The organism is Enterococcus sp. AAFC-DPL-5182 (assembly GCF_058216605.1).
Map to the genome: position 1 here is coordinate 1,771,351 of NZ_CM177101.1, position 16,735 is coordinate 1,788,085.

At 35.3% G+C, this 16,735-nt stretch carries 16 protein-coding genes; 14 read left to right on the forward strand and 2 right to left on the reverse strand.

Features of this window, described 5'->3' with window-relative positions; genetic code table 11:
* Position 1: 1 nt before the first annotated feature.
* From glyS to AC4BB7_RS08225, 6 genes are all read left to right on the forward strand, one after another.
* Positions 2-2,083 carry a glycine--tRNA ligase subunit beta gene (gene glyS / locus AC4BB7_RS08200; protein ID WP_490485023.1) on the forward strand — a complete coding sequence of 694 codons (2,082 nt, stop codon included), beginning with the start codon at positions 2-4 and terminating at the stop codon, positions 2,081-2,083.
* 194 nt (positions 2,084-2,277) lie between these two features.
* Positions 2,278-2,682, forward strand: coding sequence for a DUF2177 family protein (locus tag AC4BB7_RS08205; protein WP_490485024.1), 405 nt, complete (start codon positions 2,278-2,280; stop codon positions 2,680-2,682).
* A 7-nt stretch (positions 2,683-2,689) separates the two neighbouring features.
* Positions 2,690-4,504 (forward strand): DegV family protein, encoded by a 1,815-nt coding sequence (locus AC4BB7_RS08210; protein WP_490485025.1) that lies wholly within the window; start codon positions 2,690-2,692, stop codon positions 4,502-4,504.
* Positions 4,501-5,274, forward strand: coding sequence for a DUF1295 domain-containing protein (locus AC4BB7_RS08215; protein ID WP_490485026.1), 774 nt, complete (start codon positions 4,501-4,503; stop codon positions 5,272-5,274). Before AC4BB7_RS08210 ends, AC4BB7_RS08215 begins: the two co-directional genes overlap by 4 nt.
* A 13-nt stretch (positions 5,275-5,287) precedes the next feature.
* Positions 5,288-6,094 (forward strand): TspO-related membrane protein, encoded by an 807-nt coding sequence (locus AC4BB7_RS08220; protein WP_490485027.1) that lies wholly within the window; start codon positions 5,288-5,290, stop codon positions 6,092-6,094.
* 63 nt (positions 6,095-6,157) lie between these two features.
* On the forward strand, positions 6,158-6,730 hold the full coding sequence (locus AC4BB7_RS08225; protein ID WP_086312932.1) for a TetR/AcrR family transcriptional regulator: 573 nt from the start codon (positions 6,158-6,160) through the stop codon (positions 6,728-6,730).
* A 48-nt stretch (positions 6,731-6,778) separates the two neighbouring features.
* Here AC4BB7_RS08225 and yidC read toward each other — a convergent pair whose 3' ends face one another.
* Both yidC and AC4BB7_RS08235 read right to left on the reverse strand, forming a co-directional pair.
* Positions 6,779-7,708, reverse strand: coding sequence for a membrane protein insertase YidC (yidC, locus tag AC4BB7_RS08230; RefSeq protein WP_086312933.1), 930 nt, complete (start codon positions 7,706-7,708; stop codon positions 6,779-6,781).
* A gap of 120 nt (positions 7,709-7,828) precedes the next feature.
* Positions 7,829-8,104: an acylphosphatase gene (locus tag AC4BB7_RS08235; RefSeq protein WP_490485028.1), complete on the reverse strand. Its 276-nt coding sequence runs from the start codon at positions 8,102-8,104 to the stop codon at positions 7,829-7,831.
* Positions 8,105-8,221: 117 nt separating this feature from the next.
* Between AC4BB7_RS08235 and AC4BB7_RS08240 the strand changes: the two genes are divergently transcribed.
* The 8 genes from AC4BB7_RS08240 (at position 8,222) to AC4BB7_RS08275 (ending at position 16,712) form a co-directional block, all read left to right on the forward strand.
* Positions 8,222-8,989, forward strand: a complete 768-nt coding sequence (locus AC4BB7_RS08240) for a TrmH family RNA methyltransferase (RefSeq protein WP_490485029.1) — start codon at positions 8,222-8,224, stop codon at positions 8,987-8,989.
* 425 nt (positions 8,990-9,414) lie between these two features.
* Positions 9,415-10,203 carry a 30S ribosomal protein S2 gene (gene rpsB, locus AC4BB7_RS08245; protein WP_490485030.1) on the forward strand — a complete coding sequence of 263 codons (789 nt, stop codon included), beginning with the start codon at positions 9,415-9,417 and terminating at the stop codon, positions 10,201-10,203.
* 230 nt (positions 10,204-10,433) lie between these two features.
* The gene (gene tsf, locus AC4BB7_RS08250) at positions 10,434-11,315 is read left to right on the forward strand and encodes a translation elongation factor Ts (protein ID WP_086312936.1); all 882 of its coding nucleotides are present in this window, start codon (positions 10,434-10,436) and stop codon (positions 11,313-11,315) included.
* A 135-nt stretch (positions 11,316-11,450) separates the two neighbouring features.
* On the forward strand, positions 11,451-12,173 hold the full coding sequence (gene pyrH, locus AC4BB7_RS08255) for a UMP kinase (protein WP_010761216.1): 723 nt from the start codon (positions 11,451-11,453) through the stop codon (positions 12,171-12,173).
* A 3-nt stretch (positions 12,174-12,176) separates the two neighbouring features.
* On the forward strand, positions 12,177-12,734 hold the full coding sequence (frr, locus tag AC4BB7_RS08260) for a ribosome recycling factor (protein WP_071877310.1): 558 nt from the start codon (positions 12,177-12,179) through the stop codon (positions 12,732-12,734).
* 236 nt (positions 12,735-12,970) lie between these two features.
* The gene (locus AC4BB7_RS08265; RefSeq protein WP_086312937.1) at positions 12,971-14,437 is read left to right on the forward strand and encodes an ABC transporter permease; all 1,467 of its coding nucleotides are present in this window, start codon (positions 12,971-12,973) and stop codon (positions 14,435-14,437) included.
* A gap of 12 nt (positions 14,438-14,449) precedes the next feature.
* Complete coding sequence (locus tag AC4BB7_RS08270) at positions 14,450-15,124, forward strand: ABC transporter ATP-binding protein (protein WP_086312938.1); 675 nt, start codon at positions 14,450-14,452, stop codon at positions 15,122-15,124.
* Positions 15,117-16,712: a PASTA domain-containing protein gene (locus AC4BB7_RS08275; protein ID WP_490485031.1), complete on the forward strand. Its 1,596-nt coding sequence runs from the start codon at positions 15,117-15,119 to the stop codon at positions 16,710-16,712. Before AC4BB7_RS08270 ends, AC4BB7_RS08275 begins: the two co-directional genes overlap by 8 nt.
* Positions 16,713-16,735 lie beyond the last annotated feature (23 nt).

Genomic DNA, 16,735 nt, shown 5'->3' on the forward strand with positions numbered 1-16,735 from the left:
CATGGCAAAAGACCTATTACTTGAAATTGGCTTGGAAGAAATGCCAGCTCATATTGTCAGCCCAAGTCGTTTACAATTGGAAAGCAAAATAGTAGCATTTTTAGACGAAAATAAATTAACGTATGAGACTGTTCAAAGTTTCTCTACACCTCGTCGTTTGGCTGTTCGAGTGACGCAATTACCAGAACAACAAGAAGATACACAAGAGGAAATTAAAGGGCCAGCTAAAAAAATTGCTCAAGATGCTGACGGAAATTGGAGTAAAGCAGCGCAAGGGTTTGTTAGAGGTCAAGGTCTAACTACGGAGGCAATTACTTTTAAAGAATTAAATGGTGTAGAATATGTTTATGTAACAAAACATAACCAAGGTCAAAAAACAATCGATGTATTATCGGGCTTAAAAGATGTTATTACAAGCTTGACTTTCCCGGTTACGATGCACTGGGCGGATTATGATTTTGAATATATTCGTCCAATTCATTGGATTGTGGCTTTATTAGATGACGAAGTGATTCCATTTACTGTTTTAGATGTAGCATCAGGAAAAAGCTCTCGCGGTCATCGTTTCTTGGGGGATGACGTAACGTTCGATCATTCAAGTGAGTACGAAGAAAAAATGAAGGAACAATTTGTTATCGTTGATCCTAATGAAAGAAAAGCAATGATCATTGAGCAAGCAAATCAGTTAGCTGAAAAGAAACATTGGAAGCTAGAGTTGGATGAGAAGTTGCTAGAAGAAGTCAATAATTTAGTTGAATATCCAACTGCATTTGTGGGTGCTTTTGATGAAAAATATCTTTCTGTTCCAGATGAAGTGTTGGTTACCTCAATGAAAGAACATCAACGTTATTTTGATGTACGCAATGATCAAGGCTTGTTATTACCACATTTTATTTCTGTAAGAAACGGTGACAAGGTTCATATTGAAAATGTAATCAAAGGAAATGAGAAAGTCTTGATTGCTCGTTTAGAAGATGCCGAATTTTTCTACAACGAAGATAAAAAATTATCAATTGATGAGTGCGTTAACAAGCTAAAAAATGTTACGTTCCACGAAAAAATTGGTACAATTTATGAAAAAATGCAGCGCGTAAGTATTATTGGGCAAATCATTGGTAAAGAAGTCGGTTTATCAGAAGAGGAACTGACTGATTTAAAGCGTGCTTCTGAAATTTATAAATTTGACCTAGTGACGAATATGGTCGGTGAGTTTCCAGAACTACAAGGACTAATGGGGGAAAAATACGCTTTGCTACAAGGTGAAAAACCGGCAGTAGCCAAAGCGATTCGAGAACATTATTTGCCGACATCAAGTGAAGGAGAACTTCCTGTTTCTGCGGTAGGTGCCGTTTTAGCCATTGCAGATAAACTAGATAGCGTTTTTTCATTCTTTGCAGTAGGAATGATTCCAAGCGGTTCTAATGATCCGTATGCATTACGTCGTCAAACATACGGTGTAATCCGAATCATTGAAAATAAAGGTTGGCAGTTCCCGTTAGTCCAACTTCAAATGGAAATCGATGCAGCTGTAAATGCGGATAGCCAAAAGTACGGAATTCAATTGACCACAGGACAAGAAGAAGTCATTGATTTTGTAAAAGCCCGCTTGCGTCAGTTATTGATGACGAAAGATGTACGACATGATGTCATTGATGCTGTGATTTCTTCTGAGCAAAAAGACTTAGCAAAACTATTTTCAGCAGCAACTATTCTAAAAAAACATTTGCTAGATGACGATTTCAGACCTTCGATCGAAGCGTTGACACGAGTGATTAATTTAGCTAAAAAAGGTCGAGAACTACTAAGTCAAGAAAACCAAATCGACGCAACTTTATTTGAAAATAATGCGGAAAAAGCACTGCATAAAGCGGTAAACGAAATTGAAGAAAAATTCAATGAAAATACTATGTCAGAAAACTATCAAGCATTAGTCAATTTACGCCCGTTGATTGAAGCTTATTTTGAAGAAACAATGGTGATGGTAGAAGATGAACAAGTAAAGGCAAATCGTTTGAAAGAACTCAATCGAATTGCAAAAATGTCCTTATCATTGGCTAGCCTTGATTTATTGATTGTGAAATAAAAATAGAAACTTAAAATAGGATGAGATAGAACTCGAAGAGTTTTGTCTCATCCTATTTTTTTTACAAAATTTGTAAATCAAATTTCAGAAGTAAATTTTTAAGCAAAATTTTTTCATAAATAAGTTTAACGTGGTACGATAAACTTATCGATCGATAAGGCAGTCGTGCCATTTTTGTATTAGGAGGAAATAAAATGAATCACTTTATGAAATTATTTAGCATTGCGGCTTTTACGTTTCTTGTGTTGGATTTTATCTGGTTACTATTGATTGCAAAAAAAATGTATCAAGATCATATAGGAGACTTGCTAGGACCGACTAAAATTATTCCAGCAGTCGTTTTTTATGCATTATATCTGGTTGGAATCCTATTTTTCGTTGTTTATCCTGCAATTGAAAAAGATAATCTTCTATATGCCATTTCAGCAGGCGCTTTTCTTGGCGTGTTATGCTATGGGACGTATGATTTAACAAATCTCGCTACGATTAAAGATTGGTCATCACTCGTAACAGTTATTGATTTAATATGGGGTGGTTTTGTTACTGCAACAACTTGTGGTATTACTGTCTTTATTGCACAGCATTTTAATTGGAGGTGAGGTATGTATGAGGAGTCAATCTATTGATTACAAAGAGTTGCAGTTTGCATTTCAACAAGGAGCCATTCAACTGATAAATGAGAAGCAAGAGTTGAATCAAATCAATGTTTTTCCTGTATCAGATGGAGATACTGGAAGTAATCTGGCTTCATTGATGGAGACGATACTTGAGGAATCCAAAAGTGAGTCAACTTCAGTCATTGATGTATTTGAAAATATTGCTGAGGCTTCTTTGTTAGGCGCTAGAGGAAATTCGGGTATCATTTTTGCCCAATATTTCAATGGTATTTATACTAATCTATTGCTGCAGGAAGAAAAAAATTCTGTTAAGAGCTTTATTAAGAGTGTAAAGTTAGCAATCAGTGAAGCCTATCAGGCAATTGAAAACCCCGTTGAAGGAACAATCATCACTGTCATTCGATCGTGGGCCGAAGCGCTTAACGAAAGTGAACAAATGAATAGTTTAGAAAAAATGTTACCACATGCTCTTATGGAAGCTAGACAAGCGCTGGAGAATACAACGAAACAATTAAAGATATTACAAAAAAATCAAGTTGTCGACGCAGGTGCGAAAGGCTTTTATTTGTTCATTGAAGGTTTCACGCAAGCTTTTGTAACGAAACAAGCAGTGGCTAGATCAATAATTGGTTCAAATCATTCTGTAAAAATTGACATTTCCGAGTCACTTCATGAAAATACGTCAGAGCCAAACTATCGTTATTGTACCGAAATTTTATTGGATCAGGTGACACAAACAAAAGAAGATATCCAAGAAAAATTAAGTATGCTTGGGGATTCATTGATTATCGCTGTGAACCGTGGGAAAGCTAGAATTCATATTCATTCTAACCACCCTGATCAAGTTTTGAACTATTTAAGTGCTGTAGGTCAGCCGATTCAACAAAAAGCAGATGACATGTTGTTACAATATGAAGTAAATACACGAAAAAAGGCACCAATTGCCTTAGTGACAGATTCGATCGCTGATTTACCTGCGGATTATGTGCTAAATAACCAGATCCATGTTCTACCAATGAACATATTGATTGACAAGACTAGCTACATCGACAAAATAACGATCCAAAGTAATCGGCTTTTTGAGTTAACTAAAAAACAAAACGAACGAGCGACTAGTTCTCAACCAACATTAAAAACTGTAGAAAATCTTTTTTCATTTTTAGAAACGAGATATGAGTCGATTTTAGTTATTACCGTTGCTGGAAAATTAAGCGGGACATATCATACTGTGAAAGAAGCTGCAAAACATAGAAGAGCGGCAAATACTAAAATTGAAGTTATTGACTCTAAACTAAATTCTGCCGCACAAGGATTATTGATCATGAGGGCGAATGAATGGATTCAATCTGGAATAGGCTTTGAAGAGTTAGTAAGGAAAATTAGAAGTAGAAGGAACCAATTTAAAATCTTAGTTAGCGTTGATGAGTTAAATCCCATGATAGAATCTGGAAGAATTCCTCAATCTGTTGGGAAAATAGCAAAGAAAGTTAATTTGAAGCCTATTGTTAGCCTCAACCAAGATGGGGAAGGAAAGCTGAGCAATTTTGCCTTTAGTTTAGAAGGAAACGAACGAAAAATTGTTCAGCACCTAAAAAAAATGCATAAAAAAAACAGGATACAGCGTTATGCTGTCGTTCATGCAGATTCAGAAAAAAGAGCTTTATTATGGAAAGATAAATTAGTAGAACAACTTGGGTTTCAACCAAGTTATATTATTGATATTTCAACTGTTATAGCGATGAGCGCCGGCCAAGGCAGTGTGGCTGTAGCAGTTGAATTAGGAGAAGGGACGGATTCAAGATGATTATCTGGATGATTAGTTGCGTATTATTTGTATACTTTACAGCGTTATTTTTTCTAGCACAATATCTTCACAATAATTCTATCGTTGATTTAGCTTGGGGTATTGGGTTTGTTCTCGTGGCTGTTACAGGCTATCTAGTTATGCCTGAAAAAACAACGGTCAGTACAGTTATTCTTGTATTAGTGACTATTTGGGGGCTTCGTTTGTTTTTCCATTTAGCTAAACGAAATATTGGCAAACCGGAAGATTATCGTTATGTGAATATGCGGAAACGTTGGGGCAAACATTGGGCAAAATTAAAAGCATATCTAAATGTTTTTATCTTACAAGGTGTACTGTTGCTTGTTGTTTCAATGCCGATTCTTTTTGTAATGACTAGTTCAGTCAATACTTTTTATTGGTGGAATGGCATAGGAATTTTGATTTGGCTGATTGGATTTGGATATGAAACGATTGGTGATTATCAATTGACGAAATTTAAAAAGACTAATGATAATCATGGAAAGCTTTTAACAACAGGTTTGTGGTCAACGACAAGACACCCTAATTATTTTGGTGAAGCATTAAGTTGGTGGGGGATTTTTCTTATAAGTTTGAATGAGACACGAAATATCTGGGGAATTATAGGACCTGTGACGATTACATTGTTGCTTTTATTTGTATCGGGTGTTCCTTTGCTTGAAAAGAAATACAAAGATCGCCCTGATTTTATTGCTTATGCAGAAAAAACGCCTAAATTTATTCCGTTTATTGGGAAAAAAGGATTATGAAGGGGAGATTAAGATGAATACAACTCAATCTTTATGGTCAAAATTACTAGTAACCATCATTTATGTTGTAATGCTTGGCACAAATGCAGCGGCTGTTTTATTGCCTCTAAATGGGATGACAACAAAAGAAGTTTCTGATTCTTATCCTAATTTGTTCGCACCAGCAGGTTTAACGTTTGCTATTTGGTCAGTGATTTATTTGTTACTTGGGGGATTTGTTATTTATCAATGGTTTAAACCAGCAGAGCGCTCAATTTTAGCTGATCAGAAAAACGGCAGAAAATTAAGAAATTTATTTATCGTTTCTTCTATATTGAATAGTGTTTGGTTAGTGGCGTGGCAGTATCTTTATATTGATTTGTCAGTTGTGATCATGTTGGCGTTGCTGATTGTGTTGATTTACATGAATCGTATGTTAGCAAATGCAGCATTGACTAAAAAAGATTTGATATTTTTGAGATTACCATTCAGTGTTTATTTTGGCTGGATCACAATTGCAACTATTGCAAATATAACAGCCTTTTTAGTAGATAAGAATAGTAAGTTTCTTCAAAATAATCAAGTATTGTGGACGGTCATCATACTGATTATAGGTTTAATGATTATTAGCATAACAATTATTCGTAATCATGATATCGCCTATGGTTTAGCGACTTTGTGGGCTTATTACGGGATTTTAAACAAACATCAAGCTGCAGATGGCTGGAATGGTGCTTACCCGGTTATTATTACGACAGTTAGTATTTGCCTTGTTATTTTGGCAATTATCTGTATCTATGAAATGGTTTTATTCTTTAAAAGAAAAAAGAGTGTCGTCTAGTATAGGTTTCTTGGTCTGCTTCTGTTAAAATAATAATGAAATCAACTATAGGTGGCTAAGCAAATGGATAACGAAACGACAAATACAAGAGCTAAAATCATCCAAGTCGCAACAAGGCTGTTCATGGATAATGGGTATCAAAGTACTTCAACAAGACAAATCGCACAGTTGGCTGAAGTGACACAGCCAAATTTATACCATCATTTTAAAAATAAAGAAGCGGTTTATGTCGGAGTGATCGAAAGTTTATTACATGATGTAAACGAGGAATTGCTTAAAATTGTGGACAACCAAGAACTTGAAACAATTAGTAAGTTACAAAAGTTTGCGGAGTGTTTGAAAACACAACATCCTTTCGATTTTGATTTGATGATGCATGATTTTAGAACGAAGTTGACCACAAAGACCCAAGTAAAATTATTTTCACTCTGGAATCAGTCTTATAAGGCACCATTGTTAAGTCTATTTGAAGAAAGTGATTTCTCACTACGTATGGGCGTATCATCTGAGGTTGCAGCTGCGCATTTTCTTAATACGCTTTCTCCTTATATAAAAACAGAACAAAATAGTTCAGCGTTGAGCATTGCTCAAGTGGTAGATCTCTTTATTTTCGGAATTTCAACAAACAAACCATAAAAATAAAAAGCCATGCAAAGTGAAGTTTGCATGCTTCTTATTTTTATGTTACTTTCTATTTTGTTTCCCAGCATTTCTTCCTTTGTTAGAAGCATTTTTTTGAACTGATGCTTTTGGCATAGATTTTTCTGCTGTTGGCGTTACATCTTTACGAGGTGTAACGACTTGTTTAGGTGGATTTTGTTTTAATTCCTCTGCTACTTGAGCCTTAATCCTTGGTTTTAAGAATTTATTTGTGATCAATGTTTGGATACTGCTGAAAATCCCACCAACAACCCAATACAAGGTTACGCCAGCTGGAGAGCTGATTGACATGAATACGATCATTAATGGTGATACGATCAGCATTGATTTCATTGTTTTCTTTTGTTCTTCTGGAATACCGATCGTAGAAAGATACCCTTGAAGTAAATAGGCTACACCTGCTAAAACAACAAATATAATACTTGGTTGTCCAAGATTGACACCGAAAAACGAGGCATCGCCGATTCCTTTTGTATAACGTGCAGCAAAAAATAAAGCAGAGAAGATTGGCATTTGAATCAATAACGGTAGACAGCCGATGCCACCCATCATACTCATATTATTTTCTTTGTAGACTTGTTGCATTTCAGCTTGTGCTTGCATTTGTTCTTCACGAGTTGTTGCTTCTTTGACTTTTGCTTGAACTGCATCAATTTGAGGCTTGATCGCTTGCATTTTTTCCGTTTGAATCATGCTTTTTTTCGATTGGTTCAAGCCCAGTGGCATAATGATCAGTCGAACAATGATCGTGATAAAAATGATTGCCCAGCCATAATTCCAATTGAAGTTATCAACAAGATATGTAATGGCACTGCTCATAGGTTTCACTAATAAATTATAGATGATCCCTTCACCAGTTGGTTGACCATCTGATCCTGTCTTTACACATCCTGATAAAAATAGTACTAAAGTAAATAGACCAGAGCTCAGTAGCCACTTATTTAATTTTCTCATTTTATTCTGTCCTTTTCTAAAAAATTTGCACAAGGTTAACTATACTTGAAAAAGCGTTTTTTTTCAATAAAAAATAGAAGAATCCGTCTCAAGGCTGAGTAAGATTCTTCTTGTTTTAAATCAGTTTGTCACTTTGAAGTTTGTATAGTCTTCAATCAAAGGGTCTTCTTGAATGTCTACGTAAGTCACACGACCCGCAGGGCTAGGAGAATCTTTGATTTTTTTGATGAATTTGGACATAGAATCATCCTCACCTAAAGATTCAATCGAAACGGAACCGTCGTCTTCATTTTTTACCGTTCCACAAATTCCTAGTTCATCCGCAACCATTTTAGTCATATAGCGAAAACCAACACCTTGAACTCTTCCTTGTACATTCATGCGAACTTTTCTCATTGATGACCACCTCGCTTTTAATTAAATCCATGATATCGATTTTTTTAGCTTCTGGCAAGTAAGTCGTGACTGTCTGATTAAAAAAATCATGCTATAATAACAAGGTGAGGTGTAGAAATGAAAGAAATTTTATCGACAAAAAATGTAATGATCAAGGAATTCAAAAAATTACATAAGAAAAAGTATAGGGAAGAAAAAAAACAGTATATTATCGAAGGATTTCATTTGATTGAAGAAGCAGTTAAAGCAAATGAACAAATCAACTGGATACTTTGCAATCAACGTGGAAAAATTGAATGGTCTGTTTGGCTAGAGCAACAGCCAGAGGAAATAGTTATCAATGTATCTGATGAAGTCTTGGCGGCTCTTTCGGAATTGCCAACACCTCAAGGGATGATTGCCATTGTTGAGATGCCAAAATATGAGAACAATATACAGTTTTCAGGAAGTTGGTTACTATTAGATAACGTGCAGGATCCCGGCAATGTAGGCACGATGATTCGGACAGCAGATGCTGCGGGTCTTTCAGGTGTAGTTTTAGGTGACGGAAGTTCAGATATTTATAATACCAAAGTGCTTCGGGCGATGCAGGGAAGTAACTACCACTTGCCTGTTATACGGAAACCATTAGCTGCAATTATTGATGAATTTAAAAAAAAGCAAATTCCAGTTTATGGAACGGAACTAAATCCAGAGGCAGTTTCGTATAAGACAATAGTTAGGGCCAATGATTATGCATTAATTATGGGAAACGAAGGAAAAGGTGTCTCACCAGAGTTTTTAGAGATGACAGACCAAAATATTTATATTCCAATTAAAGGATCTGCAGAATCGCTGAATGTAGCGATTGCCGCTGGGATTTTAATGTATCATCTATCTGAGTGAGTGTGCAATAATATTCAAACAAAGTACGCAGAGTATATTTTTTTTTCAGTCTAATTTTAACTAAAGAAATAATCAACTTTGACAATTTAAATAGCTTGATTTAATACTAGGCTAAGAACGTTTAATAATATTTAGTAGGCTGTGACAACTAAAATTTTCTGAAGAAAAATAAAGCCTAGATGGTTAAAGAAGCATCCTACTAGAATTTTCAGTATCAAACTTTATAGAATAGATAGAAAACTTGTTGAAATTGTAAAAGTTCTGTTGTATAATAACAAAGGTGTTATTTTTCAGGATTTCTGGAAAATACATCAAATCCACATTTTCAGTATATTTTTTGTGAGGTGCTATAGAAATATAGTCCACAAGGGAGCTTAAAACTGGAAAGAGGGAACAAATAAAAACCAAATTGGAGGAAACAACCCATGGCAGTAATTTCTATGAAACAATTACTAGAAGCCGGCGTACACTTTGGACACCAAACTCGTCGCTGGAACCCAAAAATGAAGAAATACATCTTCACAGAAAGAAACGGAATCTACATCATTGACTTACAAAAAACAGTTAAATTAGTAGATGCTGCTTACGATTACATGAAAAATGTTGCTGAAGACGGTGGCGTTGCATTATTCGTAGGAACTAAAAAACAAGCACAAGAAGCGATCAAAGACGAAGCGATTCGTTCAGGTCAATACTTTGTTAATCACCGTTGGTTAGGTGGAACTTTAACTAACTGGGATACTATCCAAAAACGTATCAAACGTTTGAAAGATATCAATAAAATGGAAGAAGACGGAACATTCGAAGTTCTTCCTAAAAAAGAAGTTGTTGGTTTAAACAAACAACGTGAACGTCTTGAAAAATTCTTAGGCGGTATCCAAGATATGCCTAGAATTCCAGATGTAATGTACATCGTTGACCCTCGTAAAGAGCGTATTGCTGTTCAAGAAGCACAAAAATTGAACATCCCAATCGTTGCGATGGTTGATACAAACTGTGATCCAGATGAAATCGATGTAGTAATTCCATCAAATGATGATGCAATTCGTGCGGTTAAATTGATCACTGCTAAAATGGCTGATGCTTTCATCGAAGGAAACCAAGGTGAAGATCAAGCTGTTGAAGAAATCTTTGTTGAAGAAGTACCAGAAGCAGCAACTTCAATCGAAGAAATCGTTGATGTTGTTGAAGGCAGCAACGATTCAGCAGAATAATTTAAAATAACGGAGCTGTCTCGAAGGCTAGGCGAAAAAAAGCCTGATTCTCCTTTGAGATAGCTTTTTTAAAACAAATTTTATGATTAATTATCTAGCTTCGTGTGCTAGCTCCTCAGAAAAAAGATAAAATATACTTGCGACAAAAAACGTCACAAATATATTTTCCTATTTTTCAGTCGGAGTTGGACGAGCCCACTACGCTTTTAAAACTTAGGAGGAACAAAAAAATGGCAGATATTTCAGCAAAATTAGTTAAAGAACTACGCGACATGACTGGTGTCGGTATGATGGATGCAAAAAGAGCATTAGTAGAAGTAGAAGGCAACATGGAAGCAGCTGTTGATTACCTACGCGAAAAAGGTATGGCTAAAGCAGCTAAGAAAAATGACCGAGTTGCAGCTGAAGGTTTAGCTAACGTTGCTTCAAACGGAAACTTTGCAGCAATCGTTGAAGTAAACTCTGAAACTGACTTCGTTTCTAAAAACGAAATGTTCCAAGATTTAGTTAAGAAAATCGCTACTGAGATTGCTACTAACAAACCAGCAAACATGGAAGAAGCTTTAGCTCTTAAAACAGATAAAGGTACTTTAGAAACTGAATTGATCGAAGCAACAACTGTTATCGGAGAAAAGATCAGCTTCCGTCGTTTTGAATTAGTAGAAAAAGATGACAATGCTGCCTTTGGTGCTTATTTACACATGGGTGGACGTATTGCCGTATTGACAGTATTAGAAGGAACAACTGACGAAGAAGTGGCGAAAGACGTTGCAATGCACGTAGCCGCTATCAACCCACGTTACGTAAACGAATCTCAAATTCCACAAGAAGAATTAGAACATGAAAAAGCAATTCTTTCTGAGCAAGCTTTAAACGAAGGCAAACCAGCTAATATCGTTGATAAAATGGTTGTTGGCCGCCTAAACAAATTTAAAGCTGAAATTTCATTAGTGGATCAACCATTTGTTAAAGATCCAGATATGACAGTTGAAAAATATGTAGCATCTAAAGGCGCATCAGTTAAATCATTTATCCGCTTTGAAGTTGGCGAAGGAATCGAAAAACGTGAAGATAACTTTGCGGATGAAGTAATGAGCCAAATCAAAAAATAAATCTGTTACTTATGTAACAGTTGGGAACGCATTGATATGCGCTCCCTTTTTTTAGGCAAATCAAAAGAAATAGTCTGGCAGAATACCCAGAGTATGTTAAAATGTTCTTAGACAAATGGTGGAGGGAAATCAAAAATGGTAAAACCTAAATATCAACGCGTTGTATTAAAGTTAAGTGGTGAAGCTTTGGCCGGAGAAGAAGGGTTTGGAATTAAACCTCCAACAATCAAAGAGATTGTAGAAGAAATCAAAGAAGTTCATGAACTAGGAATTGAAATGGCGATCGTTGTTGGCGGTGGAAATATCTGGCGTGGACAAATTGGTGCACAAATGGGTATGGAACGTGCTCAAGCTGATTATATGGGAATGCTTGCAACAGTGATGAATGCTTTAGCTCTACAAGACACTTTAGAAAACTTAGGCGTTCCAACACGTGTTCAAACTTCTATTGAGATGCGTCAAATTGCAGAACCATACATTCGACGACGTGCAGAACGTCACTTAGAAAAAGGCCGTATCGTTATTTTTGCTGGTGGAACGGGAAATCCATATTTCTCAACGGACACAACTGCAGCTTTGCGAGCAGCAGAAATTGATGCAGATGTGATTTTAATGGCTAAGAACAATGTTGATGGGGTATATTCTGCGGATCCTAAATTAGATGCAAATGCAGTCAAATTTGAAGAATTGACCCATTTAGATGTCATTTCAAAAGGATTACAAGTAATGGATTCAACAGCAAGTTCACTAAGTATGGATAATGATATTCCATTAGTGGTTTTCAATTTAAATGAAACAGGTAATATTCGCCGTGCTTGTCTAGGTGAAAATATTGGAACAACCGTAAGGGGGAAATAAAAAATGAGTGGAACTGTATTAGCAACAGCAAAAGAAAAAATGAGTAAAGCAGAACAGAGTTTACAACGTGAATTAGGACAAATTCGTGCAGGACGTGCCAATGCAAGTCTTCTTGATCGTATTCAAGTAGATTATTACGGGGCGCTTACACCAGTTAACCAACTTGCAGGGATCAACATCCCAGAAGCACGTGTTTTAATGATTACACCTTTTGACAAAAATTCACTTGAAGATATCGAAAAAGCAATTCAAGCTAGCGATATCGGAATCAGCCCAACAAATGATGGTACTGTGATTCGCTTAGTAATTCCGCAACTAACGGAAGAACGTCGTAAAGAATTAGCAAAAGATGTGAAAAAAGCTGCTGAAAATGCTAAAATTGCTGTTCGCAATATTCGTCGTGACGCTATCGATGAGTTGAAAAAACAACAAAAAAGTAATGATATCACTGAGGATGAGCTACGTAATTTAGAAAAAGAAGCTCAAAAATTAACAGATGATAGCGTGAAAAATATTGATACTATCACTTCAGAAAAAGAAAAAGAGCTTTTAGAAGTTTAATTACATTAGATTTAAATAAAACAACAAAAAATCGGACTTTAACTAGCGAGATTTCTTGTTGTTTTTTTGTTTAATTTAAGAAAAGTGTTATTTTAATTATATAAAACATTTAATTATAAAATTATAATCTATAGAAATTGTAAGTTTAAGCGTGTGTATGAAAAAACACCTTGTTAAACCTTGGGCGTTATGGAATAATAGTACTAGTTATATTTTTCTTAAAGGGAGATGAGAAAGTGAATTTTATCAAACGTGCATTATGTAGTGTCACTAGAAAAAAAGGGAAGTCACTCATTTTATTTGCAGTGATATTTGTATTGGGCAATGTAATCGCAGGATCAATTGCGATTCAGCAATCTACGCAAAATGTTGAAAAAAGTGTCAAAAAACAATTAGGTGGTACGGCTACTATTCAACTTGATTACGAAAACAATCAAGATGAATTTGCAAAAGAAGATCTTAAAATTGAGCAACTTAAAGTAGATTTAATGAAAAAAATAGGTGATTCTCCTTATGTAAAATACTACGATTACAACGCTGTAACAATGATACAGACAAAAAATCTAAAAAGTGCTTCATTAGATTCAGAGCAATCTGGCGGAATGATGGAGGGCGTTACATTAAAAGGATCAAATTATCCTAAAATATTAGACGTTGAAGAAAAAAACATTAAATTAGTTGAGGGAAAAGTGTTCACTCAAGAAGATATTGATAATGGCAAAAATGTTGGATTAATTTCTTCTAAAGTTGCAGAAGAAAATGGACTATCAATCGGTGATCAAATGGTCATGGACAGTAGAGCCTTTGATTACACTGAGTCTGGTGAAGAAAAGGAAATATTTAAAATAGATATTCCTATCGAAATCATAGGGATTTTTGAACCTACAACAGTAGAAATGAAAGACAAAGAAAATAAGAAAAATGATGAGCAAAACATGAATCAACAATTTATGTCATTGCAACAACTCAATACGGTTTATTTACCAAATAAAACAGTATTGGAGATCAATAAAGACTATTTGGAAAAATTGAAAAAAGCTGATCCTAACAGTCCTTTTTTATCAGATGAAAACCAAGAAGAATATTATACACCTGTCTATGTATTAAATAGTCCAGATGATGTAGAGGCGTTTAAAGAAGAGACACAGCCTTTGTTACCGAAACTATATACAGTGAAAGCTTCAACTGACCAATACGAACAAATTGGTGGAAGTATGAAGAAAATGTCACAAATTTCAGGTTATGTTGTTATGATTGCTGTTATAGCGACATTATTGATCATTTCTCTTGTTGTATTATTATTTATGCGTGATCGCAAACATGAATTAGGAATTTACCTATCGTTAGGAGATAAACGAAGCCATGTGATGGGACAGATTATGATAGAAATGCTGATCATAAGTGGAATTGCATTGATTCTTTCATTGATTACTGGTAATTTCTTAGGCAAAATGGTTTCAGAATCATTACTGAACAGTGATATTTTAAACAGCGCAAATGATCAAATGAATATGTTTATGGGATTTGACGGGTTAGGCTCAACAGAACTTACAACTGACGACATCATGAATGCTTATGAAGTGAAATTCTCATTAGGTTATATTGTCACTTATTTAGTCGTTGGCTTAGGCACAGTGTTGTTAGCAGCGATCTTACCATTGTTGTACATTGTTCGCTTGAATCCAAAGAAAATTATGATGTAGGAGGTAAGGGAAATGGCAATTTTAGAAACAAAGAATCTTAGTTATTTTTATCAAGATGGCGATCAGCGTCGTTTTATTTTAAAAGATACCAGTGTTTCCTTTGATCAAGGAAAGTTTTATACCATTTTAGGTCAATCTGGTTCGGGGAAAACAACATTTCTTTCTTTGATCAGTGCTTTGGACACGCCAAAAGAAGGCCAAGTTCTGTTGAATGGAAAAGATATTAAAACGATTGGTTATGAGAAATATCGCCGTGATGAAATTAGTATTATTTTTCAGAGTTATAACTTAGTCCCTTATCTAACTGCATTAGAAAATGTATTGGTAGCAATGTCCATCACTGATAATGAGCTGCCGCCTAACCAAAAAGAAGTGGCCTATAATCTTTTGGATTATATCGGTATCACGAGTGAAAAGGCTGATCGTCTTGTAAATCAGCTTTCAGGTGGCGAACAACAACGTGTTGCAATCGCACGAGCACTAGCAACAAACGTTGATGTTATTTTAGCGGATGAACCAACTGGTAATTTAGATGAAGGAATGGAACAAGAGATTGTCGATATCTTTCAAAATCTTGCAAAAGTGCATAATAAATGTGTTATTGTTGTGACGCACTCGAATGATATCGCTGAGCAATCTGATGAGACCTATTACCTGAAAAAAGGTGTGTTAAAAAAGTATGAGTGATTTTCTATCAAATTTCAGCGGGGATAACTATGAAAAGACCCGTCAAGAAAAGAATAAGCAAAAAGATAAAATGAGCAAGCCTGACTCAACAAAAAAATCAAGGTCAGTCAAAATGCCGTCAAGTAGAGAAAAACAGATTGAGGAGCAAGTGGAAAGTACTTCTCAGGTTTCTTTGGGACCTCAAAATAGTCCAGAAAATATGTTAAAAGCTACCCAAACAACGGTAAGCAATTCTAATGTAGAAACTAAAACAGAGAATCCAGAAGAGTTGATTTATACAAAAAAACGCTCTAAAAAGAAAAAATACGAACCAAAAAATGAGTCAAAGAAAGTAGCAAGTGAGTTGCCTACTACAATACCAGTGAATCAATCGAAGAACCCAGAAGAAGTGATCGAAACAGATCCAACATACAAAAAGAAAAAAATCAAAAAGTTCATCTATATCGGCTTGGGGAGTTTAGTAGCAGTTTCATTATTATACTTTGGATATTATCAAATGACACACGTAAAAGTCCCGGACTTTGAAGGAAAAGAGCTATCTGAAGTTCGTGAATGGACAGCAGAAAATGGTGTGAAACTTCAAGTAGAGCAAAAATATGACTTTAACAAAGAAGCAAATGTAATCATTCACCAGACTGTGAAAAATAAGAACATTAAAAAAGGCAAAGAGTTAGTTGTTGATGCTAGTTTAGGGGCTGATCCGGAGGAATCCGTATCATTGCCAGACTTTAAACCAATGAAACTTAAAGATGCGAAAAGTTGGATAAGTGAGCAGAAAGCTGATAATATTGCAATTATTGAAGAATATAGTGATACAGTGCCAGCGGGTGACTTTATAAAATTTGAAATAACGAATAAAGATGTAAAAGCTGAAAATTACAAACGGAAAGACAAAGCAAAAATATATTTTTCTAAAGGAAAAGAAGTTTTTGAAAAGGACATCTCAGTACCTGATTTTGCTAGTAAAACAAAAGAAGAAGCTACAGAATGGGCAAAGAAAAATGAGATTACACTAAAAGTAGAAGAGTCGGATTCAGACACTGTTGAGAACGGAAAAATCATTTCGCAAAGCATTGGAAAAGACACGAAAATTGCTAAAAAAGAAACAATGTCGATCACTGTTTCAACAGGTAAAGCTTTAGTAGTCCCTGACTTTTCACAATATACAGCAGAAGAAGCAGAAGCGAAGGCCAACGGGTTACAAGTGCAAGTGAAGCAAGTATTCAATGACGATGTTCCCTATGGTCGATTTATTAGCCAATCCGTAGAAGTCGGGAAGAAATATACGGAAAAAGATGAAAAACCAGTAATCCAGGTAGTTTATTCATTTGGAAAACCGTACATTAAAGATTTACGCGACAATACCTTAGAAGGAGATCTACAAAAGATTTTCTATGACGAATATCAATCGAAGGGCGCTAATATTACTTATCAAGTTTATTATGTAGATTCAACGGTAACAAAAGGAACTGTTGTTAATATGAGTCAATATAATGAATTTGTTCCGAGTAACTCGGTTGTTCAAATCGGAATTAGTAAGGGGAATCTAAAGCCTGAAGAAAACAAACCATCTGAAAAAGAAGAGTGATTTGATGATCAGAGTTAGTAAAA

Bases quoted from the DNA above. Each gene is read 5' to 3' on its own strand.
- AC4BB7_RS08235 (WP_490485028.1), bottom strand. From the start codon at position 8,104: ATGAGAAAAGTTCGCATGAATGTACAAGGAAGAGTTCAAGGTGTTGGT.
- tsf (WP_086312936.1), top strand. From the start codon at position 10,434: ATGGCAGATATTTCAGCAAAATTAGTTAAAGAACTACGCGACATGACT.
- pyrH (WP_010761216.1), top strand. From the start codon at position 11,451: ATGGTAAAACCTAAATATCAACGCGTTGTATTAAAGTTAAGTGGTGAA.
- yidC (WP_086312933.1), bottom strand. From the start codon at position 7,708: ATGAGAAAATTAAATAAGTGGCTACTGAGCTCTGGTCTATTTACTTTA.
- glyS (WP_490485023.1), top strand. From the start codon at position 2: ATGGCAAAAGACCTATTACTTGAAATTGGCTTGGAAGAAATGCCAGCT.
- AC4BB7_RS08205 (WP_490485024.1), top strand. From the start codon at position 2,278: ATGAATCACTTTATGAAATTATTTAGCATTGCGGCTTTTACGTTTCTT.
- frr (WP_071877310.1), top strand. From the start codon at position 12,177: ATGAGTGGAACTGTATTAGCAACAGCAAAAGAAAAAATGAGTAAAGCA.
- AC4BB7_RS08275 (WP_490485031.1), top strand. From the start codon at position 15,117: ATGAGTGATTTTCTATCAAATTTCAGCGGGGATAACTATGAAAAGACC.
- AC4BB7_RS08225 (WP_086312932.1), top strand. From the start codon at position 6,158: ATGGATAACGAAACGACAAATACAAGAGCTAAAATCATCCAAGTCGCA.
- AC4BB7_RS08270 (WP_086312938.1), top strand. From the start codon at position 14,450: ATGGCAATTTTAGAAACAAAGAATCTTAGTTATTTTTATCAAGATGGC.
- rpsB (WP_490485030.1), top strand. From the start codon at position 9,415: ATGGCAGTAATTTCTATGAAACAATTACTAGAAGCCGGCGTACACTTT.
- AC4BB7_RS08240 (WP_490485029.1), top strand. From the start codon at position 8,222: ATGAAAGAAATTTTATCGACAAAAAATGTAATGATCAAGGAATTCAAA.
- AC4BB7_RS08215 (WP_490485026.1), top strand. From the start codon at position 4,501: ATGATTATCTGGATGATTAGTTGCGTATTATTTGTATACTTTACAGCG.
- AC4BB7_RS08220 (WP_490485027.1), top strand. From the start codon at position 5,288: ATGAATACAACTCAATCTTTATGGTCAAAATTACTAGTAACCATCATT.
- AC4BB7_RS08210 (WP_490485025.1), top strand. From the start codon at position 2,690: ATGAGGAGTCAATCTATTGATTACAAAGAGTTGCAGTTTGCATTTCAA.